This window comes from Hydrogenophaga sp. ZJX-1, assembly GCF_048590325.1.
Classification (GTDB): Bacteria; Pseudomonadota; Gammaproteobacteria; order Burkholderiales; family Burkholderiaceae_C; genus Hydrogenophaga.
In genome coordinates this window covers 171,326-194,628 of record NZ_JBMBRA010000002.1, presented here as the reverse complement: position 1 = coordinate 194,628, position 23,303 = coordinate 171,326, and the positions used below count along the sequence as shown (strand labels likewise).

Sequence of the window (23,303 nt, the reverse complement as noted above, 5' to 3'; positions counted from 1 at the left end):
GGATGGCTGGCGTTAATTAATTAATGAAAAATTAACGTCCTCGGTGCAGCCCGCGCCGGGCCAACCACAACCGGGCCGCAGGCCATCCAACGGAGACAACCCATGAAGTTCACCTACACCTTTGGTGCCGCGCTGGTCGCTGCCCTGCTCGCCACCGCCTGCGGCAAAAAAGAAGAGGCTGCCCCAGTCGCCGCCACGCCGGCGCCCGCTGCTGCGCCCGCACCGGCCAAGACCGCGGTGGAAGTGCTGCACTACTGGACCTCGGGCGGCGAGGCCAAGTCGGCCGCCGAGCTCAAGGGCATGCTCGAAGCCAAGGGCTACGAGTGGAAGGATTTCGCCGTGGCCGGTGGTGGCGGTGAAAACGCCATGACCGTGCTCAAGAGCCGCGCCGTCTCGGGCAACCCGCCCACGGCTGCGCAGGTCAAGGGTCCGGCGATCCAGGAATGGGCCAAGGAAGGCATGCTGGCCAACATCGACAACGTGGCCGGCGCCGAGAAGTGGGACGAGCTGCTGCCCAAGGTGGTGGCCGATGTGATGAAGGCCGATGGTCACTACGTGGCCGCACCGGTCAACGTGCACCGCGTCAACTGGATGTGGGCCAACCCCGAAGTGCTGAAGAAGGCTGGCGTCGCGGGCATGCCCAAGACCTGGGACGAATTCTTCGTCGCGGCCGACAAGATCAAGAAGTCCGGCAACATCGCGCTGGCCCACGGTGGCCAGAACTGGCAGGACTTCACCGTGTTCGAGTCGGTGGTGCTGGGCGTGGGCGGTGCCGAGTTCTACGACAAGGCCCTGGTCAAGCTCGACCCGGCCGCGCTCACCAGCCCGACCATGACCAAGGCCGTGACGACCTTCCGCAAGCTCAAGGGCTATGTGGACGACGCCTCCTCGGGCCGCGACTGGAACATGACCACCGCCATGGTGATCCAGGGCAAGGCCGGCTTCCAGTTCATGGGCGACTGGGCCAAGGGCGAGTTCACCGCCGCGGGCCAGAAGCCGGGCGAGGGCTTCCTGTGCGCGGCTGCACCGGGCACCGCCAACGCCTACACCTTCAATGTGGACTCCTTCATCATGTTCAAGCTGAAGGACGAGGCCGCGCAGAAGGGCCAGGCCGACCTGGCTTCCGCCATCCTGAGCCCCGAGTTCCAGGAAGTGTTCAACCAGAACAAGGGTTCCATCCCGGTGCGTCTGGGCCACGACATGAGCAAGTTCGACGATTGCGCCAAGCTCTCGGCCGCGGACTTCGTGGCCACCGCCAAGGCCGGTGGTCTGGTGCCTTCGGTGGCGCACGGCATGGCCGTCAGCCCCGCTGCTGAAGGCGCCATCAAGGACGCCGTCAGCCAGTTCTGGAACGACGACAAGATCTCGGTGGCCGACGGTGTGAAGAACATCGCCAAAGCCGCTGCGACCAAATAAGCGTTCACCCGCCGCGTGCCCACAACCCCATCCCCGGTGGATGGGGTTGTCTTTGAATGCACCCCATGAAATCTTTTGAAAACCTGCTGCCCAAGCTGGTGATCGCACCGGCCTTCGTGTTCGGTTTTGCGTTCATCTACGGCTTCATGATCTGGAACGGCGTGTTGTCCGTCACCGGCTCGCGCATGCTGCCCAACTACGACGAATTCGTGGGACTCGCGCAGTACCGGCAACTCTGGGACATGGACCGCTGGTACGTGGCCTTGAAGAACCTGGGCATCTTCAGCCTGCTGTACGTGGGCGGCTCGATGGCGCTGGGCATGGTGCTGGCCATCTTTCTGGACCAGAAAGTGCGTGCCGAAGGCGTGTTGCGCACCGTGTTCCTCTACCCCATGGCCTTGTCGTTCATCGTGACCGGCACCGCCTGGAAATGGATTCTCAACCCCAGCCTCGGGCTGGAAAAACTCATGCGCGACCTGGGCTGGGCCAGCTTCAGTTTCGACTGGCTGGTGCAGTCCGACTTTGCGATCTACTGCGTGGTGATCGCGGGCATCTGGCAGTCGGCCGGGTTTGCGATGGCGCTGTTCCTCGCCGGCCTGCGTGGCATCGACGACAGCATCATCAAGGCCGCGCAGATCGACGGCGCCGCGCTGCCGCTGATCTACTGGCGCATCATCCTGCCCATCCTGCGCCCGGTGGTGTTTTCCACCATCCTGGTGCTCTCGCACCTGTCGATCAAGAGCTTCGACCTGGTGATGGCGCTCACCGCCGGTGGCCCCGGTTTCGCCACCGACGTGCCCGCCACCTTCATGTACACCATGAGCTTCACGCGCGGCCAGATCGGCCTGGGGGCGGCCAGCGCGACCATGATGCTGGCCACCGTGGCTGCGATTGTTGTTCCGTATCTCTACAGCGAACTGCGGAGCAAACCCCATGACCGCTAAACCGTTCTCTTTCGGCCGGATCATCGTCTACGGCGTGCTGCTGGTGGCGGCGTTGTTGTTCCTCGCGCCGATGTACGTGATGCTCGTCACCTCGTTCAAGGACGCCACCGAGATCCGCAGCGGCAACCTGCTGAGCCTGCCGCAGAGCCTGAACCCGGATGCCTGGCTCCTGGCCTGGAACAGTGCCTGCACCGGTGTCGACTGCCGGGGATTGCAGCCGTATTTCTGGAACTCGGTGTTCATGGCCGTGCCCGCGGTGCTGATCTCCACCGCCTGGGGCGCGGTCAACGGCTACGTGCTGAGCATGTGGAAATTCCGCGGTTCTGAAGTGCTGTTCGGCTTCCTGCTGTTCGGTGTGTTCATGCCGTTCCAGGTGGTGCTGCTGCCCATGAGCCAGGTGCTGGGGTATCTGGGCCTGTCCAGCTCCATCAGCGGGCTGGTGCTGGTGCACTGCCTGGCCGGCATGGCCGGGACCACGCTGTTCTTCCGCAACTACTACACCGCCGTGCCGCGCGAGCTGGTGAACGCCGCGCGCATCGACGGTGCGGGCTTCTGGCGCATCTTCTGGCGCATCGTGCTGCCCATGTCCACGCCCATCATGATGGTCACGCTCATCTGGCAGTTCACCAACATCTGGAACGACTTCCTGTTCGGCGTGGCCTTCAGCGGCGCCGACAGCAAACCCATCACCGTCGGCCTGAACAACATGGCCAACACCACCAGCAGCGTCAAGAACTACAACGTGGACATGGCCGCGGCCATCATCGCCGGCCTGCCCACCATGCTGGTCTACGTGCTGGCCGGTCAGTACTTCCTCAAAGGCCTCACGGCTGGCGCCGTGAAAGGATAAAAACAATGGCTTCTTCTCTGCACATCAAGGGCATCCGCAAGGCCTTCGGCAAGGGCGACAAGGCGGTCGAGGTGCTCAAGCGCATCGACATCGACGTCGAGCCGGGCGAGTTCCTGATCCTGGTCGGCCCCTCGGGCTGCGGCAAGTCCACCCTGCTCAACATCATTGCCGGGCTCGAAGAGCCGACCGAAGGCGAGCTGCACATCGCCGGCAAGAACGTGATCGGCATGGCGCCCGCGCAGCGCGACATCGCCATGGTGTTCCAGAGCTACGCGCTCTACCCGACCATGACCGTGGCCGACAACATCGGCTTCGCGCTGGAGATGCGCAAGGTGCCCAAGGCCGATCGCGACAAGCGCATCCACGAGGTGGCGGGCATGTTGCAGATACAGCACCTGCTGGACCGCCGGCCGGCCCAGCTCTCGGGCGGCCAGCGCCAGCGCGTGGCCATGGGCCGGGCCCTGGCGCGCGATCCGCAGCTGTTCCTGTTCGACGAGCCGCTGTCCAACCTGGACGCCAAGCTGCGCGTGGAAATGCGCGCCGAGATCAAGCGCCTGCACCACTTGAGCGGCATCACCACGGTGTACGTGACACACGACCAGATCGAGGCCATGACGCTGGGCAGCCGCATCGCGGTGATGAAGGACGGCATCCTGCAGCAGATCGACACGCCCGACGAAATCTACCGACGCCCGAGCAACACCTACGTGGCGGGCTTCATCGGCTCGCCCACCATGAACTTCATTCCTGGCCAGGTGGAGCGCTCGGGGGACAGTGGCAAGTTCGTGTTCGAAGGCGGCTCGCTGGATCTGCCTTGCCCGGACGTGCAGCAGGTGACGCTGGGCCAGCGGCCCGAGCACATCCACCTGAGCGACGACGCGCCCTGGCGCGGCCAGGTGGTGCTGGTGGAGCCGACCGGTGCCGACACCTACGTGGTGGTGAAGACCGCCGTGGGGCTGATGACGGTGCGGGCGCCGGCGAACACCAGAATCCAGGTGGGTGACATGGCGGGCATGACGGTGAGCGGGCGGCACAACAACTGGTTTGACCAGGCTTCCGGGGTGAGGTTGAAGGAGATGGATGGGCATCACTTGGCCTGATTTCTTTGTTGGAGCTTTGTTGCTCCTGTGGCGAGCCGGGTCTCGGCCCGGCGGCCGACTCACTTTCTTTTGCTTCGCCAAAAGAAAGTAAGCAAAGAAAAGGCGAGCCGAAGTCCGGGGCCCTGCGGGCTTCCTTGCGCTGCTCGGCCACACGGCATTGGGGGCGGAAGCGAAATCGGGAGCGGACTCCCCCTCTCCTCCCAGTGCCGTTCTCAGCCGCTCACACCAGCCGCAACAGAATCCTCAGCCCCTGTGGCTGCAATGGCGTCACCGTGGCTTCACCGCCGTGGCGGCGGGCGATCTCTTGCACGATGGCCAGGCCCAGGCCGCAGCCGCCGGGTTGCTGGCTGCCGCGCCAGAAGCGCTGGAACACGTGCGCCATGTCGTCGGGGTTCAGGCCCGGTCCGTTGTCGTCCACCGCGAGGTGCGCGCCGTCGCTGCCCTGGCTCACGCGCAGGGTGATGCTGGTGCCGCGCGGGGTGTACCGCAACGCGTTGTCGATCAGGTTGCTCAGGGCTTCGCGCAGTTGCAGGGCATCGCCCTGTATGGTCAGGTGGTCTTCGCCCTCGTAGCCCAGGTCCATGCCGGCGGCGAGCGCGCGTGGCGTCCATTCGCGCGCCACTTCGCGCGCCAGCGTGGCCAGGTCCAGCGGCTCGCGGCGGGCCTGGGTTTCGGTGCGGGCCAGGGTCAGCAGCTGGTGCACCAGGTGGGCGCTGCGCTCGGCGCCGGTGCGCACCTTGGACAGGCGCTCGGCCACGCCCGCCTCGCTGGTCTGGCGCTGCGCCAGTTCCACCTGGCTGATCAGCCCGGCCAGCGGCGTGCGCAGCTGGTGGGCGGCGTCGTTGATGAACCGTTTCTCCTGCTGCACACTGCGCGCCACCTCGCCCAGCAAGCCGTTGATGGCCAGCACCAGCGCGTGCACCTCGCTCGGTGCCTGCGTCATGCCGATGGGCGAGAGCGCGTTGACCGAGCGGTTCTCCAGTTGTGCCGTCAGGCGCGTCAGCGGGGCCAGGCCGCGCCGGATGCCGCCATACACCAGCAGGCTCAGCAACACGCCCAGCGCCAGCAGCGGCACGAGCATGTCGGCCACGAGCTCGCGCGCGATGCGCTGCTGCACCGCCAGTCCCTTGCCGACCTGCACGCGCAGGATCTGCGGTGCGCTGGCTTCGCCGTAGCTCACGTCCAGCGCCACGATGCGCAGCGGCCGGCCGTCGAGCACGCTGCCGTAGAACACCGGGTCGCCGGCCACCAGCGGCGGGTGGGGTGGCGGCGGCAGGCGCTGGTTGCCGAGCAGGAACTGGCCCGGCGGCGACGACACCATGTAGCTGATGCGGTCGTCGGGGTCCTGCTCCAGCACGTCTTGCGCGGCCTTGGGAAAGTCGATCAGCAGGCCCGAACCGACGGGTTTGACCTGGCGCGCCAGCGCCCGCACCGATTGCGTGAGTGATTGGTCGATGCCCTTCTCGACGTAAGACAGGGCGAAGCGGTAGGCCAGCAAACCGCCGCCAGCCCAGAGCACCAGCTGCGGCAGCAGCAGCCACAGCAGCAACTGGCGGCGCAGGGACAGGCGCGACGGGGCGATCATGGCGCGCCGGCCGACTCCAGCAGGTAGCCCAGCCCGCGGATATTGCGGATGTTCAGCGTCGAGCCGCTGAGCTTGCGGCGCAGGCGGTGCACATAGACCTCCAGCGCGTTCGAGGCCACGCCGCCCGTCTCGGCCGGTTCGGACTGCCAGGCGGCGAGCACGTCTTCGCGGCTCACCACCTGGCCGCTGTGGCGCACCAGCAGGTCGAGCAGCACCCATTCGCGCTGCGTCAGGTCGATGGCTTCGTTGCCCAGCCAGGCGCGCGGCAACTGCGGGTCCAGCCGCAGGTTGCCGGCGGCGGGAGCGGACGGCGCGGGAGCGGGTTGGGCGCCGAACGCGGGCAGGCTGGCGCGGCGCAGCAGGGCCTGCAGGCGGGCCAGCAGTTCGTCGCGGTTGAAGGGTTTGGTGAGGTAGTCGTCGGCGCCCGCGTTCAGGCCCTCGACGCGGTCTTCGACACCGTCGCGCGCGGTGAGGATCAGCACCGGCAGGGCGGGCAGGCGCTGGCGCAGGCGGCGCAGCACGGTCAGGCCATCCACCAGCGGCAGACCGAGGTCGAGCACCACGCCGTCGAAACCCTGCAGGGCCAGCAGCTCCAGGGCCTCGGCGCCGTCGGCCGCGGTGGTGATGCGGTGTCCCGCCTGCGCGAGCTGGGCGCCCAGCGCATCGCGCAGCAGTTCGTCGTCTTCAACAATCAGCAGGTGGGCCATCCGGTCAGTTTAGCCGCCCCGCCTGGCGCGCGGACGCTCAGACCGCTTCGAGCGGACGCACCTGAAACGCGGGCGCCTTGCCGTTCTGGTCCTGGCCCGCGTACACGGTGAGGTGCGGGTAGGGGATCTCGATGCCGGCGGCATCGAAGGCCGCCTTCAGGCGGCGCAGGTATTCGCGCTTCACGTTCCACTGTTCCAGCGGCAGGCAGCGGAAGCGGCAGCGGATGATCACCGCCGAGTCGGCCCAGGACTCGACCCCGGCGATCTCCAGATCGGCGGTGATGCTGGCGCCGAGGATCGGATCGGTGCGCATGGCCCGGGCCACGTCGGCCATGACCCGCATCACCTCGTCGATGTTCTCGCGGTAGGCCACGCCGATGTCCATCACCGCGTTGCTGAAGCCGCGCGTCATGTTGATCACGGTGCTGATGTGGCCGTTGGGCACGTAGTGCACGTTGCCGTCGTAGTCGCGCAGTTGCACGTAGCGCAGCGTGACCTCTTCCACCATGCCGGCGTGTTCACCCAGCTTGACCACGTCGCCTTGCCGGATCTGGTTTTCCAGCAGGATGAAGAAGCCGGTGAAGAAGTCCTTGACCAGACTCTGGGCGCCAAAGCCCACCGCCAGACCGACCACGCCCGCCGCACCCAGGATGGGCGCGACCGACACCCCCACTTCGGAAAGCACCAGCATGCCGGCGATCAGGCTCACCACCACCCCGACCAGGTAGCGGAAAACGCGGCCCAGGGTTTCGGCGCGTTTGGTGGACTCGCGGTCGTCCATGCGGCTGGCGATGCGTTCGCGCAGCGTCCGTATGCCGCGCTGCAGGACGGCGATCAGCAGCCAGGCGGCGATGAGGATGAGGGTCACGCGCAGCAGCGTGGTGGCGGCGCTGCCGAGGCCGATCCACCAGCGGGTGGCGAGGTCCAGGATGTTGCCGTTCATGGGCGTTCCTCCAGAAGGGGCGGGAAAAAGTCAGGGCGGCGCCCGCCGGCTGGCAGGCACCGCCCTGGATCGGATCAAGATGCCGAAACGGCGTTGAGTGCGTTCAGGAAACGCTGGCGCCACCAGTGCACGTCCTGCTCGCGGACCTGCTGCAGCAAAGCCTGGTGGCGCCGCTGGCGTTCTTCCAGCGGCATCTGCAGCGCGCGCTGCATGGTCTCGGCCGTGCGGGTGGTGTCGTAGGGGTTCACCAGCAGGGCGTCCCGCATCTGCTCTGCCGCCCCGGCGAAGCGCGACAGCACCAGCACGCCAGGGTCTTCGGGGTCCTGCGCGGCGATGAACTCCTTGGCCACCAGGTTCATGCCGTCGCGCAGTGGCGTCACCAGCGCCACGCAGGCCGCGCGGTACAGGCCGGGCAGGCGCTTGCGCGCCACGCTGCGGTGGATGTAGCGCACGGGCATCCAGTCGAGTTCGCCGAAGTCGCCATTGACCGAACCACACAGGCTCTCCAGCTCATGGCGCAGCGCGGCGTAGGCGTCGACCGACTCGCGGCTGGGCGCCGCGATCTGGATCAGCGTGGCGCTGCCCAGGTTTTCCGGGTAGTTCTGCAGCAACTGGCGGAAGGCCTTGATGCGCTGCGGCAGGCCCTTGGAGTAGTCCATGCGCTCCACGCCCAGCAACAGGCGGCGGCGCGAGTATTCGTCGCGCATCTGCTCGTACATGTCGATGGCGTCCCGGCCCCGACCCAGCGCCGCGAACTCGTCCACGTCGATGCCGATCGGGAAGGCCTGCACCTGCAGGGTCTTGCCAAAGGCCCGGAACTCGTGTTCGCCCAGGATGTCGGCCGAGGTCTCGGTGCCCACATAGCGGGAAAAATGGGCCACGTCGGCCTCGCACTGGAAGCCCACCAGGTCGTAGGCGAACAGCGAGCGCATCAGCCACTCGTGTTCCGGAACGGCGGCCAGGATCAGGGGCGGCGGCAGGGGAATGTGCAGGAAAAACCCCATGCGCTGCTGGCAGCCCATGTTGCGCAGCTCGGCGGCCAGCGGGATCAGGTGGTAGTCGTGCACCCAGATCACGTCGTCGGGCCGCAGCATCGCCGCCAGCTTGTGCGCGAACATCTGGTTAACCCGCCGGTAGCCGCCGATGAAGCCGGCGTCGAAATCGGCCAGGTCGAGCCGGTAATGGAACACCGGCCAGAGCACGCCGTTGCTGTAGCCCAGGTAGTAGCTGTCGTGGTCTTCGCGGCTCAGGTCCACCGTGGCCAGCTGCACCGGGCCGGCGGTCTGCAGGTGCACATCGCCCTCGCCGGGTGTTCCGCCTTCCACCACCTTGCCGCTCCAGCCGAACCAGAGTCCGCCCGAGGCCTGCAGCGCCTGGCCGAGCGCCACGGCCAGCCCGCCCGAGGCGGTCTTGCGCGGGTCGGCGACCCGGTTGGAAACGACGACAAGTCTGCCCATTTAAATCACCGTGTCCCAGGCCGCCGAGAGGCGAACGGCCGCGTTGATGATGCCCACCATCGAATAGGTCTGGGGGTAGTTGCCCCACATCTCGCCGGTGGTGGCATGTGTGTCCTCCGACAGCATGCCCAGCGGGTTGCGTGCACGGAGCATGGTTTCGAAGATGGCCCGGGCTTCGTCGACACGGCCGACGCGCGCCAGGGCGTCGATGCGCCAGAAGGTGCAGATGTTGAAGGCCACCTCGGGTGTGCCGAAGTCGTCGGCGGCTTCGTAGCGGCGCATGTAGGGGCCGTCGCACAGGTGTTTCTCCAGGGCATCCAGGGTGGCGATGAAGCGCGGGTCCATCGGGTCGATGAAACCCACCTCGGCCATCAGCAGCACACTGGCGTCGAGGTCGTGGCTGCCAAAGGCCGCGGCGAACGCCTGGCGCTCTTCAGACCAGGACTCGCGCAGAATGCGCTCGCGCATGGCGCGGGCGTGTTGTTGCCAGTAGGCGGCCCGTTCGCCCTGTTGCAGGGTGAGGCCGATCTTGGCCAGCCGGTCGCAGGCGGCCCAGCACATCAGGGTCGAAGAGGTGTGCACGCGGGCGCGGGTGCGCAACTCCCACATGCCGGCATCGGGCTGGTCGAAGATGAGCACGGCCTTTTCGCCCACGGCTTCGAGCTGCTTGAACTCCGCCAGCCCCGCCGGGTTGAGCAGGCGCCGGTCGTGAAACGCCTGGGCCGCGCCGAGCACGATGTTGCCGTAGACGTCGTGCTGGAAATGTTCGTGGGCCTGGTTGCCCACGCGCACCGGTCCCATGCCGCGGTAGCCCGGCAGGTGCTTGCAGGTGCGCTCGGGCAGATCGCGCTCCAGACCGATGCCGAACAGCGGCTGCACGTGGCCGCCGTTGGAGCCGACCACGGCGTTGGCGAGCCAGCGCAGGTAGTCCTCCATGGTGCCGACTTCGGCCAGGCTGTTGAGCGCACGCACGACGAAGAAGGCGTCGCGCAGCCAGCAATAGCGGTAGTCCCAGTTGCGCTGCGTGCCCGGTGCTTCGGGGATGCTGGTGGTCATGGCCGCGACGATGGCGCCGGTGTCCTCGAACATCGATAGCTTGAGCGTGATGGCCGCGCGGATCACCGCGTCCTGCCACTCCAGCGGCAGCGCCAGGCGCTGGCTCCAGCCACGCCAGTAGGTCAGGGTCTCCTGTTCGAAATGCCGCGCCGTGTCGCCAATGCCGCCCTCCAGGGTTTCGTCGGGGCCCAGCAGGAAGTTGAGTTCGCGCGTGAGCAGGAATGGCTGGTGGCTCAGCACATGGGACACCGAAGCATCGGTGTGCAGCCGCAGGGTCTGCTGCTCGCCCACGAAGCGGATGTGGTTGCTGCCCGAGGTGATGGTGGGCGTTTCGGCGCCCCAGCCGAAGCGGGGCGTGAGCAACACGCGGACCCGGGGCGATCCCTGGAGCGGACGTACCCGGCGCACCAGCATGGTGGGGCGGAAGAAGCGGCCGCGCGAGGGGAATCGGGGCGCAAAGTCGGTGATGAGCAGGCCCTGTCCCTTGGTGTCCCAGAGCTCGGTGTGCAGCACGGCGGTGTTGGGGTCGTAGTACTGCCGGGCTTTGTCCAGGTGTTCGATTTCAATGGCAAACGCGCCGGCACCGTCTTCGCCGCCGAGCAGCGCATGAAACACCGGATCGCCATCAAACCGGGGCAGGCAGCTCCAGACCACGCGCCCGTGTGGATCGATCAGGGCACTGAAGGCGCAATTGCCCACCACACCGAGTGACAGGGACGGGGGCGCAGGTGCGGCAAAACCGGTGTGGACGGGGCGTTCGGCGGTGGCCGGCGGGTTCATCACCATGGGGTGTCGGGGGCTTGTTGGATGGCGTCCCGCAGCCACTGGTGCAGCGCCTGCGGGTGGGCGATGCGGTGGCTGGCGCAACTCGGGCCCTCGCCCACCTTGATGCCCGATCCGCCGAGTCGCTGAACCACGTCAAAGCCGGACTCGTCGGTCACGTCATCGCCGGCAAACAGCGGCTGGCGCCCTTTGAAGGGGGGCTCGGCCATGAAGGCGGCAATCGCCAAGCCCTTGCCCACATGGGCGGACTTGACTTCGACCACGGCCTTGCCGCGCAGCAGCTGCAGATCGGGGTTGTGCCGGATGGCGGCCGTCATGACCGCGGTGCATTCGGCATCCAGCTCGGGGGCGAGCCGGAAGTGCAGGGCGACGGCGGTCTTCTTGTGTTCCACGAGCAGACCGGGATGGTGGGCCGCCAGCGCCTGCGCGGCGGCCAGCACGGGGCCGAGATCGGGGCGTTGGTCGGTGGACGTGGTGCCCAGGCGCGACCGGCGCACGGCACCGTGTTCGAAAGCCGCCGGCAGCAGCAGGGGGGCGAGATAGGGGTCGATGTCCGCCTGCGCGCGGCCGGTGACCAGCGCCAGCGCACCGTCCAGCTGGGTGTGCAGCTGTTCCAGCAGCGTCACGAGTTCGCGCGGAACCACCACCTCGTCGGGTCGGGGTGCCAGTTCGGCCAGCGTGCCATCGAAATCAAGAAACAGGGCGCATGGCCCCGCCAGCAGGCTTGGTAATGTGCTCATCAACCGTTGACCGTAACAGACCCGGTGCCGCTTGTCACACGGCGGGTATTTGCCCGACCCGCCGGGTGCGGGACTTCCAGCCGCCTTGACACACCGGCTGGACCTTTTCAGGAAGCGCTCTTCAGGGTGCTTTCGCCGAGGGCTTTCGCGACTTCGGTGACGCGGGCGCGGTGGATCAGGGCGCCCACGTCCGGGCCCTTCAAGCCCCTGGCCTGGGCCTGCGCGGCGATGTCCGCCGTGACCACCGAGCGGGCCGCCTGCAGCGCCGGGAGCAGGCGTTCACGTTGCAGGTAGGCATCGCCGGCGTGGCCGAGCCGGCCCCGCGCATCGCATTCGCAGGCCAGCACGATGTCGAGAAAGCGGACCGGTTTTCGGAAGGCATCGCAGCGTTCGAGCAGGCGGACCATGGCCGCCGCGCCGAGGCCGGCGCTGCGGTGGAGGTTGCCGTGTTCGCGCGCGACCACGTCGGCGAGCTTGCGGCATTCCACGGGCACGCGCCAGCGCTCGCACACGCCGCGCAGCAGCCGCGCACTGCGCTCCTCGTGGCCGATGTGGCGCGGCAGCACGTCGGCGGGCGTTGTGCCCTTGCCGAGGTCGTGGCACAGGCAGGCAAAGCGCACCGGCAGCGAGGCACCGAGCGACGCGCTCATGTCGAGCACCATCATCAGGTGCACGCCGGTGTCGATCTCGGGGTGGTGGTCGGCGCGCTGCGGCACGCCCCAGAGCTGGTCCACCTCGGGCAGCAGGCGCACCAGCGCGCCGCAGTCGCGCAGCACCTCGAACATGCGACTCGGCCGCTGCTCCATGAGGCCGCGTGAGAGTTCCTGCCAGACGCGCTCGGCCACCAGGTGGTCCACTTCGCCGTGCTCCACCATCTGGCACATCAGCGCCCGGGTTTCGGGGGCCACCGAAAAGTCGGGGAAACGGGCCGCGAAGCGCGCAAGCCGCAGGATGCGCACCGGGTCTTCGCCGAAGGCCCCGGTGACGTGGCGCAGCACACGCTCGCGCAGGTCGCGCTGGCCGCCATGGGGGTCGATCAGCCGGGCGCTGGCGGGGTCTTCGGCATCGGCGGCCGCGATGGCCATGGCGTTGATGGTGAGGTCGCGCCGGGCCAGGTCGTCTTCGAGCGTGACGCCCGGATCGGTGTGGAAATGAAAGCCGTGGTAACCCGGCGCGGTTTTGCGCTCGGTGCGGGCGAGCGCGTATTCCTCGCGCGTCTGCGGGTGCAGGAACACCGGGAAGTCACGCCCGACGGGCAGGAAACCCTGCGCGGCCATGGCTTCGGGTGTGGCGCCGACGACCACCCAGTCGCGGTCGACATGCGACGAAGCGGCTGCGTCAGCGTCGCGCGCCATCAGGGCGTCACGCACCGCACCGCCCACGAGGTAAATGTCCATGGGCGGAGTTTAGGGGGAAGCGCTCAGCGCCCCAGGCGGTAGGGTTCTTCGAAATCGAGGAAGTCGTGTTCCGCCAGCGCACCGTCGATCCAGGCCTTCACACCGGGCAGGGCGGCCACACGTTCCACGTAGGCCTGCAGGTCGGCGGGCAGGGGCAGGCCATAGGTCCTGATGCGCATGCACACCGGGGCGAAGTAGGCGTCGGCGATGCTGAAATGGCCGAACAGCAGGGGCGCGCTGCCATCGGGCATTTTTTCGGGCTGGGCCGCCAGCAGCTCGCTCCACAGGCCGCACAGCCGTGCCATGTCGGCGCGCACCGCCGCCTGGTCGCGCCAGATCAGGCGGCCGGTGTCGGGCAGCGAGGCCTCGATGTTCATGGGGCAATGGCTGCGCAGTGCGCCAAAGCCGCTGTGCATCTCGGCGCAGACGCTGCGCGCGCGGGCACGTTCCTTCGGATTGGCGGGCCAGAGTGGTTTGTCGGGGAAGCGCTCGGCCAGGTATTCGGCGATCGCCAGCGTGTCCCAGACCGCGAAGCCCTCGTCCACCAGCACGGGCACCTTGCCCACGGGGTTGAGGCCGCGCAGGGATTTTTTGAAGGCCGAGTCGGACTCGAACGAGTCGAACCGGACCATGATCTCCTCGAACGGGATGCCCGCCTGCGTCATCAGCACCCAGGGGCGCATGGACCAGGACGAGTAGTTCTTGTTGCCGATGTACAGCTGCAGTGCCATGAAGTTCTCCGTCAATGGGCAGCCATGGTAAAGCCGGCCCGCGAGGCACATTGATGAAAAAAGGCCGTCCGATTGATTCGGACGGCCCTGGAGAGATCGGTGGATTCCGGGTGGAAATCAGGCGTACTTTTCCAGGATGCGGGTCGAGCGCTCGACCTCGCGCATGGTGGCGTCCTCGGAGTCGGAGACGGACACCGCCTCCATGACCGAGCAGGCCATCATGCGGTAGAAGGCTTTGTCCATGGCCTTGCGCGCAGCGGACATCTGCTGTGCCACGTCTTCACAAGGGCGGCCTTTCTCCACCATGTCGATCAGACCGCGCACCTGGCCCTCGATGCGTTTGAGGCGGTTGATCACGTCACGCTGGTGCTCAGACCGGTAGACCGAGGCGGACGAGGTCGCGGGGGTGCTGCTGGTTGCGGGCTTCGATTTGGCAGTTGCCATGGTGTTTCCTCGGAGTGTGGCGTTGGTGAGAGTTTGCCAAAAAAACACACACCGGGACCGCCGATCATTCCTGATGCCTTGGTTATCTGCATTATTACCCTACCCCCTAGGGTAGTCACCGATGACGAAATGGGCCCGGCCAGCTAACTTTCGTTCCGTGGTGTGTTGATGAATGTCAAGCACCTGTCCTACACCCTTCAACACAAGAGGATCCTCACATGCAAATCTGGAAGCGCATTTCCATCGCCTTGGCCATGGGCGTCACCCTGCTCGCAACCACCGGCTGCGGCACCATCTCCACTCTGGGGAAACTCGAAGACGGCGCCGGCTCCGAGGCTTCGCGCATGTGGGACCGCTGGGTCGAAGGCGACGGCGACATTGCCGTGGCCACGACCTGGGAAGCGAAGGTCAAGGCCGGCGTGAGCGCAAAAGACGTCGAGGAAATCCTGAAGATCGTGGCCGTGGAACGCAACATGCGCGATGTGGGCGTGCTGCCGTTGTCCAAGGAGCTGGAAGCCCGTTCCGGCAAGAAGGAGAAGCTGCTGACGGTGTATTCGTACTGCAGCCCGGCCACCGCCCGCAAGATGGTGGACTTCAGCCCGCACATGTCGGCCTACCTGCCTTGCCGCGTCAGCGTGGTCGAACACGACGACGGCAGCCTCTGGCTCTACACCCTGAACATGGACATGATGGTCAAGATGGGCCGCAAGCTGCCCTCGCCACTGAAGGAAGAAGCCAAGGCCGTGCGCGACACCATCTGGGAAATGATGCAGCGCGCCTCCAAAGGCGAGTTCTGACGCGCCGCCGCTTCACAAAAACATCAAAGCCACCCGAGGAGACACCACGATGAAGTTCAAGAAGACCGCCTTGCGCAGCGCCGCCCTGGTCGCCCTGAGTGGCGCGCTGTTGCCCGCCGCGTACGCCACCGAGGGCTACTTTTCGCACGGCTATGGCATCAAGGCCAAAGGCATGGGTGGCGCCGCCACCGCTGTGGCGCAGGACACCTTTGCCGGCGCCAACAACCCGGCGGCGGCGGCGTTCGCCGGCAACCGAATGGAGTTGGGTGTTGACCTGTTCATGCCCGATCGCGAGATGTCGCGCACCGGCACTGGCGGCATGCTCGACACCTCGGTGCGCAGCAGCAAGCGCGAATTCCTGATTCCCGAGTTTGGCTACAACAAGACCCTGTCCAACGAGTTCTCGGCCGGCGTCACGGTGTATGGCAACGGCGGCATGAACACCACCTACCCCGGTGGCCAGCTCAACTGCGGTCAGGGCCCGGCCAACGCCTTGTGCGGTTCCGGCCAGCTCGGCGTGGACCTGATCCAGCTGGTCGTGGCGCCTACCGTGGCCTACAAGATCAACGCCAACCACAGCGTGGGCGTCTCGCCTTTGCTGGTGTTCCAGATGTTCAAGGCCTATGGCCTGCAGGGCTTCTCGCAGATGTCGGTCGACCCGGCCAGGCTCAGCGGCAGCGGCTACTCGAACAGCAGCGGCCTGGGCGTGCGCCTGGGTTACATGGGCAAGCTGTCGGACCGGGTGAGCATCGGCGCTTCGTATTCACCCAAGACCAACATGAGCCGCTTCAAGGAATACGCGGGCCTGTTTGCCAACAGCGGCGAATTCGACATCCCGGAAAACGCCAGCCTGGGGATTGCCGTGCAGGCCACGCCCGACCTGCTGTTCGCCGCCGATTACCAGACCATCGGCTACGGCGACGTGCCGGCCATCGGCAATGCCGCGACCGCAGGTCCCCTGGGCGGTAATCCGGGCGGCGGTTTCGGCTGGAAGAACATCGACGTGTTCAAGCTCGGCGTGCAATGGCAGATGAACCCCAAGGTGGTGCTGCGCGCGGGCTACACCCACAGCGAAAACCCGGTCACCTCGGCCAACATCACGCCCAACATCCTGGCGCCGGGGGTGATGAAGTCGCACTACACGCTGGGCGCCACCTACGCGCTCTCGCCCACCTCGGAACTCACCTGGTCGTTCATGCACGCGCCGCGCGTGAGCGTCAGCGGTCCTTCGCTGCTGGCGGGCACGGAAACCGTCAGCATGCGCCAGAACGCCATCGCCATCCAGTGGGGCACCAAGTTTTGATCCGAGTTTGAGAGGCCCGTCGATCGACCGCAGGGGTTGCAAGACCCCTGCGGTTTTTTTTGGCAGGAAAACCGGGCTGCTTCAGCGGCGGCGCAGGGCCAGCAGCCGGCTGCGGCTGTTGTGACCGCCCAGGTAGGTGGGCGCCACCGCCGCCACGGCGGCGGGCCGGATGCCCAAGTCCACCAGGCCGGGGAACTGGCCGCTGGCCACGTTGTCGACCGACATGGCGTCCAGGTTGTCGCGGCTCATCAGCGGTTCGCCCGGGGCCAGTTCCATCATCAGCGCCTGCAGCCGGCCGATCGCCATGGGCAGCGGGAGGATGGGGCGCTGGCGGCTGCCGAAACGGCCCGCCAGGTGGACCAGATCGGCCAGCGTGAGCACGTCGGGCCCGGCGCACTCGTAGATCTGGCCCACGCTGCTGCGGGGCAGGCCGCTGTCTTTTGCGCAGGCGACCACGGCGCTGGCCACGTCTTCCACCCACACGGGCTGGAAGCGGGCTTTGGCACCCGCCAGCGGAATCACGGGAAACACCGCCTGCAACTGCGCAAACAGGTTGAGGAAGCGGTCGCCCGAACCGAAGATCACGCTCGGGCGCAGGACGCTCAGGTCGAGCTCGGCGGCGCGCAGCAAGGCTTCGCCGCGGGCTTTGCTGCGCTGGTAACGCGAAGGGCTTTCCGCGCTCACGCCCAGGGCGCTCACATGCACCACGCGGCGCACGCCGCGGGCAACGCAGGCCCGGGCGAGCTTGGCGGGCAGCTCGACGTGGGTGCGTTCGAAGGCGGCTTCGCTCCCATGCAGGATGGCCACGAGGTTGATCACCACGTCGTGGCCGGGCAGCAGGCGTGTCAGTGCCGCCTCGTCGTGTACATCCGCTTCGATCACGGTCAGGCCCGGCAGGTGCTGGACGGCGCTGGCGTTGATCGCACGCCGCGTGGGCACCGTGATGTGCCAGCCCTCGCGCTGCAGTTTTTCGCAGACGTGACGACCGACAAAGCCGGTGCCTCCAAGGATGAGGGCGTTATTCAAAGGATGGGATCTCGGTCGGTTCAGGGCAGGTCGGTGTTGACAGGGGCGGCGGTCGCGCGCGGACCGACGGTCCCCAGGCGCGAGCGCAGCGATTGGGGTTGACCGGTGAGGATCGCGGCGTAGTTCGTGGTGTTGGCGAGCACCTTCTGCACGTAGTCGCGCGTCTCGTCGAACGGGATGTTCTCGGTCCAGATGTCGCCGTCGAGCACCGGACCTTCGCGCCAGGTGCGCGAGCGGCCGGGCCCGGCGTTGTAGGCCGCGGCGGCCAGGGGCAGCGAGCCTTCAAAGTCATCGAGCGCAAACTTCAGGTAGGCCGTTCCGATGGCGATGTTGGTGTCGCGGTCGGTGATGTGGTGCGGTCGGAAATCGGTCAGGCCGATCTTGCGGGCGGTCCAGCGCGCCGTGGCGGGCATCACCTGCATCAGACCCGAGGCACCGACACCGGAACGCGCGTCGGTCACGAAGCGGCTCTCCTGCCGGATCAGGCCGTAGACGTAGGCCGGGTCCAGTCCGATGCTGGTGGCCCGCTGCACCACCTCGCGCTGGAACGGCATGGGAAAGCGCTGGGCATGGTCTTCGGCCAGGGCGGTGCGCAGGCTGGTGTTGATGCAGCGGTCCCAGACGCCGTTCTGGCAGGCGAGGCGGGCCGCGGCCAGCAACTCGCGTTCGCCCATGCCGCCCGGCGTGTGCAGGCCCACGCTGTAGTTCCACTCGCGCACGCCTTCGCTGCGCAGGCCCAGCCGCATGGCGGTGAGCGCACGCTGCAGGCCGGGGTTTTGCATCGCTGCGGCCATTTCCAGATCGGTCACGGGCGCCGGGGGCGGGGGCACCACCACGGAGCGGCCCAGCGCTTCGAGCGCCAGCTGTTCGTGAAAGCCTTGCGTCGAAGCGATGCTGCCCAGCAGTTCACGGGCCTGCGCCGTGGCGGCGATGGCGTCGGGCTCGCGCAGCGCCAGGATCGCCCGGGCCCGCCAGTACACCCAGACCGGTTGCTGGCGCCGGGGCTCGCTCATGGCCGCGATGGCGTCGCGCACATGGCCCCAGGCGCCCGCGCGCAGGCCCGCTCGCGCTTTCCAGGCCAGGTGCTCGTCGTGCATGTGCTGGTCTTGCCCGTTCACAAAATACGCCAGCGCTTCGGGCTGCAGCTTTCGGGCCGCTCGCCGGCCGATCACACCCCAGGCCCAGCTTCGCTCCTCCTGGTTGAGCTGGGCCACCCAGCGTTTGAGGTGCATCGCCTCCGCGGCCGCGGCGGGGTCGCTGGCCGCCAGCCGGATCGCGGCGAGGGTCACCAGTTCCTTGGTGCGCGGCCGGATGGCGGTGAATTTGTCGTCGAGGTAGGCGGCCGGGTCCCGGATGATGGACTCCAGGATGGGCACCCACTCCGGATCGAGCAGGGCGACCGCCTGGACCGCCGCGCGCGGCTTGTTGGCGTCGAGCGCCAGGCGGGCACGCTGCCAGGCCACTTCGGGTGCGAGGTGACCGCTGTTCAGAAAGGCCTGGGCCGCAATGGCACAGCCGTCGTCGGCGTCGGGCTGGGCATGCCAGCGCTGTGCGGTCTGGCGCGCCGCCTCATCGGCGGGTCGGCGCCGGGCCGCGGCATCGAGCATGAGCGCATAACACTGGACCTGCGGGTCGTCGTTCATGCGGTAGTGCGGCAGCTCGGCTTCGAAGTTCGCCCAGTCGCGGGTTTTGCCGAGATGCAGCAGCCAGTCGTTGCGCAGGCGGTCTTCCCAGTAGGTGCCGGCCATCTGCGCCAGGGCGTTGCGGATGTCTTGCGGGGCGCTGGTCTCCAGGCGGGACTTGATGGTCCAGTAGCGGGCCAGCGGTTCCAGCGCATGGCCACGGACCGCCGGCAGCAGCGCGTCGAGCTCGCTGGTGTTGTTGCGCCGGAAGGCGTCGCGCATGGCCAGCAGGGTCGCATCGGCGCTGCCTTGTGCCCAGGCCGCACCCTGCAGCAGCAGCGCGGCCATAATGATCACAAGACCCTGTTTCATGCTTCCCAGTTTCATGCGTCGATTATGGACAACAAAGAACTTCCGAGTGCCTCAGAAAACCTTGTCCAGCCTGTGGAGGGCAGCAAAGCCGCCTGGCGAAAACGCCTGATCGACAAACGGCAGAATCTGGCCGATCGCGCCTGGCGCAACGACCTGCTGCAGCGGGTCATGCGCGTCTGGTTGATCGAGCGGCCCGACGCCATCATCGGCGCCTACTGGCCGATCAAGGGGGAGTTCGATCCGCTGCCCGCGCTGTTCCGCTGGCAGGAAGCGGGTCTGGAGGAAGACGCGCAGGGCGCCCAGAAACACCGCCGCATCGGCCTGCCGGTGGTGAACAAGGTGGACAAGACGCTCACCTTCTACACCTGGTACCCGGGCTGCCCGATGGAAGAAGACGCCTACGGCATTCCGAAGCCGAAAGACACCGAGATCGTGGTCCCCACGCTGATCTTCGTGCCCTGTGTGGGTTACGGACCGGGCGGTTACCGGCTCGGCTACGGTGGTGGTTTCTACGACCGCACGCTCGCCAGCCTGCAGCCCAAACCCTTCACCGTCGGTCTGGGTTACGACTTCGCCTACGTGCCCGACCTGATGCCGGAGATCCACGACGTGCCGCTGGACGCCATCTTGTCCGATACCGGCGTGATGTGGCCTGAGAGATGAAACACACCCGCCGCGCTGCGCGCGACCCCCTCAAGGGGGCCACGCGATGCGGCCCGGCAAAGCCGGTTCCGCCGCGTTCTGGGTAAGGCACTTCGCTTCGGCGCTGTCCTTGCTGGACCTTTCCCTGTATCGCAGCTCCGGCGCCTCGTCGGCTGAGGGTGCACCCTCTGGCGTGCTGGTTCAGACCCTACGATCGATGGGCTCTACGGGTGCTCGGCGTTGGCGTGCACTTCGCTGATGCGCTTTTCTCGCCGCACCAGATACAGGCCGCTACCCACGATGATGGCCGCGCCCAGCCAGGTGTGCGAGGCCGGCAGCGTCTGCCACACCAGCCAGTCCAGCCCCACGCCCCAGGCCAGGGCGGTGTATTCGAACGGTGCCACGGCCGAAGCCTGGCCGTGGCGGAAGGCCTCGTTGATGGTCAACTGGCCCAGGAAGCCGGTGACCGCCAGCGCCAGCAGCAGGCCGGCGTGTTCGATCGACACCGGCACCCAGTGCGGCGCTGCGAGCAGGCCACCGCCCACGGTCATGAACACCATCATGGTGAGGATCATGCTTTCGCTGCTGTCGGTGCGGCTCACCAGCCGGCCCGCCACCGCCGCCACGGCGTAACACAGCGCGGCGGCGAGCACGGCCAGGCCCCCCACGGTCACAAAACCCGCCTGCAGGTCTTCACCGCTGGGCCGCAGGGCGACCAGCACGCCGCCGAAGCCGGCGGCGATCGCCCACCAGTGCGCCCTGGGCACGCGCTCCTTCAGCACCGGCACCGACAGCGCGGTGATCAGCATCGGCGCGATGAAGAACAGCGTGTAGGTGGCCGACAGCGGCAGTTCGCGCACGCCGCGGGTGAACAGCGCCAGCATGGTGATGCCGAGGCAGCCGCGCAGGATGTGCAGCGACCAGCGCAATTGACGCAGCGTGTGCCAGCCGCGGCGCCACTGGATCCAGGCCATCACCAGCGGCAGCGCGGTCGCCCCGCGCAGGCAGGCGATCTGCAGCGGCGGGTAGTGGCCCGAGAGCGTCTTGAGCACCGCGTCCATGAGCGCAAAAAACATCACCGCCAGCAGCATGTTGACGATGCTGCGCAGGTTGCCGGCGGCGTGTTGGGAGGGCGTGCTCATGAAGATGAAGAAAAAGGCACGAAGTCTGCCTGAAAGAGAGAGGGCCTCATGGCACCACAAACGGTGCAGGCGAGGGGGCCGCTACCAGCACACGCCGAAGATCCGGCTCCGCCGGTCCAAGGGCGTGGTCCCCCGGGGGGAAGCCGCGCAGCGGCGCAGGGAGGATCAATCTATATGGTCCACGGTATCGGGGTCCGGCACGTCGCCGATGGCCTGGCGCGTCTCTGCAGCCTGCGCCTGCAGCCAGTCGCAGAAGGCCTTCACCTCCGGGCGCACCACGCTGCGTGGCGCCACCACCAGCCAGTAGACCAGGGGTGAGTCCATGCGCATCTGCGGCAGCGGCTCCACCAGGTCGCCGCTGGCCAGGCTCTCGGCCACCAGCGGCAGCCGCGCCAGCGCCACGCCCTGACCGGTGAGCGCGGCCTGCACGATCTGGTGCGCGTAGTTGAAGTAGAGCCAGCGCTGCGGCGTGAGCTTGCTCTTGACCGCGCGGGGCGGGCCACTTGGCTTGCCCTTGCCCGCCACGGTGGGCGCTGTGGCGCCGGCAAAGGTGTCCAGCCAGCGCTGCCAGGTCAGCCATTCCAGATGGCGCGTGCGGTGCGCGTCCCCGGCTTCGATCAGCGTGACCTGGGCCAGATCCTCCAGTCGTTTGATGCGGTGTTCCTTCAGCAGCCAGGGGCTGGCCACGGGCGTGAGCTGCTCGCCAAACAGGCGGATCGCTCCAGCCGGCATGGCCTGCGGCACCGCATAGCGCAACGCCAGGTCCACATCGGCGGTGCTGAGGTCCACCGCCACGTCGGACGCGTCGATGCGGATGTCGATGTCCGGGTGCTCGCGCTGGAAGGCCTCGAGCCGCGGGATCAGCCACATCGAAGCGAACGAAGCCCAGGTGGTGATGGCCACGCTCTTGCGTCCGGCGCTCTGGCGGATCTGCCTCACCGCCGCATCAATGCGCTCCAGCGCCATGCCCGCTGCACGCAACAGTTGCGAGCCCGCGCTGGTGAGTTCCACCGCACGCGTGTGGCGCAGGAAGAGCGCGGTGCCGACCTCGTCTTCCAGCGCCTGGATCTGCCGGCTGACGGCGCTCTGCGTGAGGGAGAGTTCCTCGGCGGCGGCGCGGAAGTTCAGGTGCCGCGCCACGGCGTCAAAGGCGCGCAGGTGGCCGGCCGAGATCGGGCGGGTGCGGGGATGGCTGGCGGGAAGCGACATGACCGGTCCTCTGGATTGATGCGGTAATCGAATCAATAGCTTACCCCCATTTCATTGGACGGCTGGACGCCGCGGCGGGAAGATGGCACCCGTGTTGATGCCACTGGAGAACCGTATGTCACACCCCGCTGCTTCTCTTTCCGCCCGCTGCGCCGCCATCGGCAGCTGGCGGTTGCACCCCGGCCACGCCATGAGCCTGCGCCCGAAGAAAACCGCCGTGTTGCGCATCTTCTGCGGTCAGGTCTGGGTGACCCTGGGTGGCCCCTACCAGGGCGCCCCGAACGAGCTGGGCGACCGTTTCCTCGGTCCCGGCGACGTGCTGGCCGTGCCGGCCGGTGCACGTTTGGTCATGGAGCCGGTTGCGACCCCCGGCGACACCGGGCCGGTGCATTTCGACTGGTCCGACGCCGCGGCGTCGGCGGCCCCCAGCCGCTTCGCCCGCGAGGTGGTGTCGCCCACGCGCGAGCTGGGTACGGCACTGGGGCAGGCCGGAATGGCGACGGCGCGCGTGCTGCGGGGCCTGCTCGGCTACAGCGAGTACCTGACGACCGGACGGGGACGGGTACTGGGCCCGTACGAGGCCGGGCACTGGTGAGCCGGGCGTGGCCAGCGCCAGTTCAACCAGGCCACTAGCGTGCTGAGGACTTTTTGCGCTGCGGTGCCGGCTTGCGCGCCGCCACCGCAGCACCCAGCGCCAGCCGGGCCCAGGGCGCCATCAGTGCGGGCGATTCCAGTGCGTCCTCGGGGGGCGTGTGGTAGTGCAGGCGCATGGTCTTGCCTTTCGCCTCGTACTGAAAGGGTCGTCCGCCCGCCGCCAGCCACTGGGGTTCGCTTTCGGCATTGGTCTTGAGGAACAGGGTGTCCCAGGCAATGATCGCCACGTTCATGCCATCGACCGACAGCCCATAACCCCCGAACATGCGCGTGGCCTTGCACGGGCCCAGGCAGGACAGCAGCTCGCAGGCGTGCAGCACGAAGGGATCGGTGATGGGTTTGGTGACCATTCCGCCATCGTAGTGAGCTGCGCGCAGCGCCAC

General features: G+C 67.4%; 22 protein-coding genes. 8 read left to right on the top strand and 14 right to left on the bottom strand.

Translation table 11 applies throughout. The features are described 5' to 3' along the window. Nucleotides 1-102: 102 nt before the first annotated feature. Genes ACN5W5_RS05705 through ACN5W5_RS05690 form a run of 4 tightly spaced genes read left to right on the top strand, consistent with a single transcriptional unit; the run spans nucleotide 103 to nucleotide 4,310 of the window. Nucleotides 103-1,416: an ABC transporter substrate-binding protein gene (locus tag ACN5W5_RS05705; RefSeq protein WP_420047596.1), complete on the top strand. Its 1,314-nt coding sequence runs from the start codon at nucleotides 103-105 to the stop codon at nucleotides 1,414-1,416. 56 nt (nucleotides 1,417-1,472) lie between these two features. Beyond that, the gene (locus tag ACN5W5_RS05700) at nucleotides 1,473-2,360 is read left to right on the top strand and encodes a carbohydrate ABC transporter permease (RefSeq protein WP_420047595.1); all 888 of its coding nucleotides are present in this window, start codon (nucleotides 1,473-1,475) and stop codon (nucleotides 2,358-2,360) included. Further along, nucleotides 2,350-3,210, top strand: a complete 861-nt coding sequence (locus ACN5W5_RS05695) for a carbohydrate ABC transporter permease (RefSeq protein WP_420047594.1) — start codon at nucleotides 2,350-2,352, stop codon at nucleotides 3,208-3,210. The genes ACN5W5_RS05700 and ACN5W5_RS05695 overlap by 11 nt, the downstream gene beginning before the upstream one ends. A gap of 5 nt (nucleotides 3,211-3,215) precedes the next feature. Beyond that, nucleotides 3,216-4,310: an ABC transporter ATP-binding protein gene (locus ACN5W5_RS05690; RefSeq protein WP_420047593.1), complete on the top strand. Its 1,095-nt coding sequence runs from the start codon at nucleotides 3,216-3,218 to the stop codon at nucleotides 4,308-4,310. A gap of 220 nt (nucleotides 4,311-4,530) precedes the next feature. Here ACN5W5_RS05690 and ACN5W5_RS05685 read toward each other — a convergent pair whose 3' ends face one another. The 9 genes from ACN5W5_RS05685 to ACN5W5_RS05645 all read right to left on the bottom strand — a co-directional run bounded on the left by ACN5W5_RS05685 (nucleotide 4,531) and on the right by ACN5W5_RS05645 (nucleotide 14,153). Further along, nucleotides 4,531-5,895, bottom strand: a complete 1,365-nt coding sequence (locus ACN5W5_RS05685) for a sensor histidine kinase (RefSeq protein WP_420047592.1) — start codon at nucleotides 5,893-5,895, stop codon at nucleotides 4,531-4,533. Continuing rightward, complete coding sequence (locus ACN5W5_RS05680; protein ID WP_420047591.1) at nucleotides 5,892-6,602, bottom strand: response regulator transcription factor; 711 nt, start codon at nucleotides 6,600-6,602, stop codon at nucleotides 5,892-5,894. Before ACN5W5_RS05680 ends, ACN5W5_RS05685 begins: the two co-directional genes overlap by 4 nt. Nucleotides 6,603-6,639: 37 nt before the next feature. After that, nucleotides 6,640-7,545 carry a mechanosensitive ion channel family protein gene (locus tag ACN5W5_RS05675; protein WP_420047590.1) on the bottom strand — a complete coding sequence of 302 codons (906 nt, stop codon included), beginning with the start codon at nucleotides 7,543-7,545 and terminating at the stop codon, nucleotides 6,640-6,642. A gap of 74 nt (nucleotides 7,546-7,619) precedes the next feature. Continuing rightward, on the bottom strand, nucleotides 7,620-9,002 hold the full coding sequence (gene otsA / locus ACN5W5_RS05670) for an alpha,alpha-trehalose-phosphate synthase (UDP-forming) (RefSeq protein ID WP_420047589.1): 1,383 nt from the start codon (nucleotides 9,000-9,002) through the stop codon (nucleotides 7,620-7,622). Continuing rightward, nucleotides 9,003-10,844: a glycoside hydrolase family 15 protein gene (locus ACN5W5_RS05665; protein ID WP_420047588.1), complete on the bottom strand. Its 1,842-nt coding sequence runs from the start codon at nucleotides 10,842-10,844 to the stop codon at nucleotides 9,003-9,005. Then, complete coding sequence (gene otsB, locus ACN5W5_RS05660) at nucleotides 10,838-11,581, bottom strand: trehalose-phosphatase (protein WP_420047587.1); 744 nt, start codon at nucleotides 11,579-11,581, stop codon at nucleotides 10,838-10,840. Before otsB ends, ACN5W5_RS05665 begins: the two co-directional genes overlap by 7 nt. Nucleotides 11,582-11,688: 107 nt before the next feature. Beyond that, nucleotides 11,689-12,978: a multifunctional CCA addition/repair protein gene (locus ACN5W5_RS05655; RefSeq protein WP_420047586.1), complete on the bottom strand. Its 1,290-nt coding sequence runs from the start codon at nucleotides 12,976-12,978 to the stop codon at nucleotides 11,689-11,691. 23 nt (nucleotides 12,979-13,001) lie between these two features. Next, on the bottom strand, nucleotides 13,002-13,709 hold the full coding sequence (locus ACN5W5_RS05650) for a glutathione S-transferase family protein (RefSeq protein WP_420047585.1): 708 nt from the start codon (nucleotides 13,707-13,709) through the stop codon (nucleotides 13,002-13,004). Nucleotides 13,710-13,826: 117 nt separating this feature from the next. Next, nucleotides 13,827-14,153 (bottom strand): metal-sensitive transcriptional regulator, encoded by a 327-nt coding sequence (locus tag ACN5W5_RS05645; protein WP_420047584.1) that lies wholly within the window; start codon nucleotides 14,151-14,153, stop codon nucleotides 13,827-13,829. A gap of 218 nt (nucleotides 14,154-14,371) precedes the next feature. Here ACN5W5_RS05645 and ACN5W5_RS05640 point away from each other — a divergent pair, with 218 nt between their 5' ends. Both ACN5W5_RS05640 and ACN5W5_RS05635 read left to right on the top strand, forming a co-directional pair. Beyond that, nucleotides 14,372-14,950: a DUF302 domain-containing protein gene (locus tag ACN5W5_RS05640; RefSeq protein ID WP_420047583.1), complete on the top strand. Its 579-nt coding sequence runs from the start codon at nucleotides 14,372-14,374 to the stop codon at nucleotides 14,948-14,950. Nucleotides 14,951-14,999: 49 nt separating this feature from the next. After that, entirely contained in the window at nucleotides 15,000-16,253 is a 1,254-nt protein-coding gene (locus tag ACN5W5_RS05635; RefSeq protein WP_420047582.1) for an OmpP1/FadL family transporter, read from the top strand. 81 nt (nucleotides 16,254-16,334) lie between these two features. Here the strand turns inward: ACN5W5_RS05635 and ACN5W5_RS05630 are convergent, their stop codons facing one another. Beyond that, on the bottom strand, nucleotides 16,335-17,279 hold the full coding sequence (locus tag ACN5W5_RS05630; RefSeq protein ID WP_420047581.1) for a complex I NDUFA9 subunit family protein: 945 nt from the start codon (nucleotides 17,277-17,279) through the stop codon (nucleotides 16,335-16,337). Nucleotides 17,280-17,299: 20 nt separating this feature from the next. Beyond that, nucleotides 17,300-19,273, bottom strand: coding sequence for a transglycosylase SLT domain-containing protein (locus tag ACN5W5_RS05625; RefSeq protein ID WP_420047580.1), 1,974 nt, complete (start codon nucleotides 19,271-19,273; stop codon nucleotides 17,300-17,302). A 24-nt stretch (nucleotides 19,274-19,297) separates the two neighbouring features. On the opposite strand from ACN5W5_RS05625, the gene ACN5W5_RS05620 reads away from it, so the two are divergent. After that, nucleotides 19,298-19,936 carry a 5-formyltetrahydrofolate cyclo-ligase gene (locus tag ACN5W5_RS05620; RefSeq protein WP_420047579.1) on the top strand — a complete coding sequence of 213 codons (639 nt, stop codon included), beginning with the start codon at nucleotides 19,298-19,300 and terminating at the stop codon, nucleotides 19,934-19,936. 203 nt (nucleotides 19,937-20,139) lie between these two features. Here ACN5W5_RS05620 and ACN5W5_RS05615 read toward each other — a convergent pair whose 3' ends face one another. Both ACN5W5_RS05615 and ACN5W5_RS05610 read right to left on the bottom strand, forming a co-directional pair. Continuing rightward, nucleotides 20,140-21,057 (bottom strand): DMT family transporter, encoded by a 918-nt coding sequence (locus tag ACN5W5_RS05615; RefSeq protein WP_420047578.1) that lies wholly within the window; start codon nucleotides 21,055-21,057, stop codon nucleotides 20,140-20,142. 165 nt (nucleotides 21,058-21,222) lie between these two features. Next, a complete protein-coding gene (locus tag ACN5W5_RS05610) occupies nucleotides 21,223-22,266 on the bottom strand; it encodes a LysR substrate-binding domain-containing protein (protein ID WP_420047577.1) in 1,044 nt (347 codons plus the stop codon). Nucleotides 22,267-22,381: 115 nt separating this feature from the next. Here ACN5W5_RS05610 and ACN5W5_RS05605 point away from each other — a divergent pair, with 115 nt between their 5' ends. Then, the gene (locus ACN5W5_RS05605; RefSeq protein WP_420047576.1) at nucleotides 22,382-22,861 is read left to right on the top strand and encodes a DUF2917 domain-containing protein; all 480 of its coding nucleotides are present in this window, start codon (nucleotides 22,382-22,384) and stop codon (nucleotides 22,859-22,861) included. Nucleotides 22,862-22,895: 34 nt separating this feature from the next. On the opposite strand, the gene ACN5W5_RS05600 is transcribed toward ACN5W5_RS05605, so the two are convergent. Continuing rightward, nucleotides 22,896-23,270: a TfoX/Sxy family protein gene (locus ACN5W5_RS05600; RefSeq protein WP_420047575.1), complete on the bottom strand. Its 375-nt coding sequence runs from the start codon at nucleotides 23,268-23,270 to the stop codon at nucleotides 22,896-22,898. Nucleotides 23,271-23,303: the final 33 nt, after the last annotated feature.

Excerpts from the sequence above, each read along its gene's own strand:
- ACN5W5_RS05705 (WP_420047596.1), top strand. The coding sequence starts at position 103 with ATGAAGTTCACCTACACCTTTGGTGCCGCGCTGGTCGCTGCCCTGCTC.
- ACN5W5_RS05700 (WP_420047595.1), top strand. The coding sequence starts at position 1,473 with ATGCACCCCATGAAATCTTTTGAAAACCTGCTGCCCAAGCTGGTGATC.
- ACN5W5_RS05695 (WP_420047594.1), top strand. The coding sequence starts at position 2,350 with ATGACCGCTAAACCGTTCTCTTTCGGCCGGATCATCGTCTACGGCGTG.
- ACN5W5_RS05690 (WP_420047593.1), top strand. The coding sequence starts at position 3,216 with ATGGCTTCTTCTCTGCACATCAAGGGCATCCGCAAGGCCTTCGGCAAG.
- ACN5W5_RS05685 (WP_420047592.1), bottom strand. The coding sequence starts at position 5,895 with ATGATCGCCCCGTCGCGCCTGTCCCTGCGCCGCCAGTTGCTGCTGTGG.
- ACN5W5_RS05680 (WP_420047591.1), bottom strand. The coding sequence starts at position 6,602 with ATGGCCCACCTGCTGATTGTTGAAGACGACGAACTGCTGCGCGATGCG.
- ACN5W5_RS05675 (WP_420047590.1), bottom strand. The coding sequence starts at position 7,545 with ATGAACGGCAACATCCTGGACCTCGCCACCCGCTGGTGGATCGGCCTC.
- otsA (WP_420047589.1), bottom strand. The coding sequence starts at position 9,002 with ATGGGCAGACTTGTCGTCGTTTCCAACCGGGTCGCCGACCCGCGCAAG.
- ACN5W5_RS05665 (WP_420047588.1), bottom strand. The coding sequence starts at position 10,844 with ATGGTGATGAACCCGCCGGCCACCGCCGAACGCCCCGTCCACACCGGT.
- otsB (WP_420047587.1), bottom strand. The coding sequence starts at position 11,581 with ATGAGCACATTACCAAGCCTGCTGGCGGGGCCATGCGCCCTGTTTCTT.
- ACN5W5_RS05655 (WP_420047586.1), bottom strand. The coding sequence starts at position 12,978 with ATGGACATTTACCTCGTGGGCGGTGCGGTGCGTGACGCCCTGATGGCG.
- ACN5W5_RS05650 (WP_420047585.1), bottom strand. The coding sequence starts at position 13,709 with ATGGCACTGCAGCTGTACATCGGCAACAAGAACTACTCGTCCTGGTCC.
- ACN5W5_RS05645 (WP_420047584.1), bottom strand. The coding sequence starts at position 14,153 with ATGGCAACTGCCAAATCGAAGCCCGCAACCAGCAGCACCCCCGCGACC.
- ACN5W5_RS05640 (WP_420047583.1), top strand. The coding sequence starts at position 14,372 with ATGCAAATCTGGAAGCGCATTTCCATCGCCTTGGCCATGGGCGTCACC.
- ACN5W5_RS05635 (WP_420047582.1), top strand. The coding sequence starts at position 15,000 with ATGAAGTTCAAGAAGACCGCCTTGCGCAGCGCCGCCCTGGTCGCCCTG.
- ACN5W5_RS05625 (WP_420047580.1), bottom strand. The coding sequence starts at position 19,273 with ATGAAACAGGGTCTTGTGATCATTATGGCCGCGCTGCTGCTGCAGGGT.
- ACN5W5_RS05620 (WP_420047579.1), top strand. The coding sequence starts at position 19,298 with ATGGACAACAAAGAACTTCCGAGTGCCTCAGAAAACCTTGTCCAGCCT.
- ACN5W5_RS05615 (WP_420047578.1), bottom strand. The coding sequence starts at position 21,057 with ATGAGCACGCCCTCCCAACACGCCGCCGGCAACCTGCGCAGCATCGTC.
- ACN5W5_RS05610 (WP_420047577.1), bottom strand. The coding sequence starts at position 22,266 with ATGTCGCTTCCCGCCAGCCATCCCCGCACCCGCCCGATCTCGGCCGGC.
- ACN5W5_RS05605 (WP_420047576.1), top strand. The coding sequence starts at position 22,382 with ATGTCACACCCCGCTGCTTCTCTTTCCGCCCGCTGCGCCGCCATCGGC.
- ACN5W5_RS05600 (WP_420047575.1), bottom strand. The coding sequence starts at position 23,270 with ATGGTCACCAAACCCATCACCGATCCCTTCGTGCTGCACGCCTGCGAG.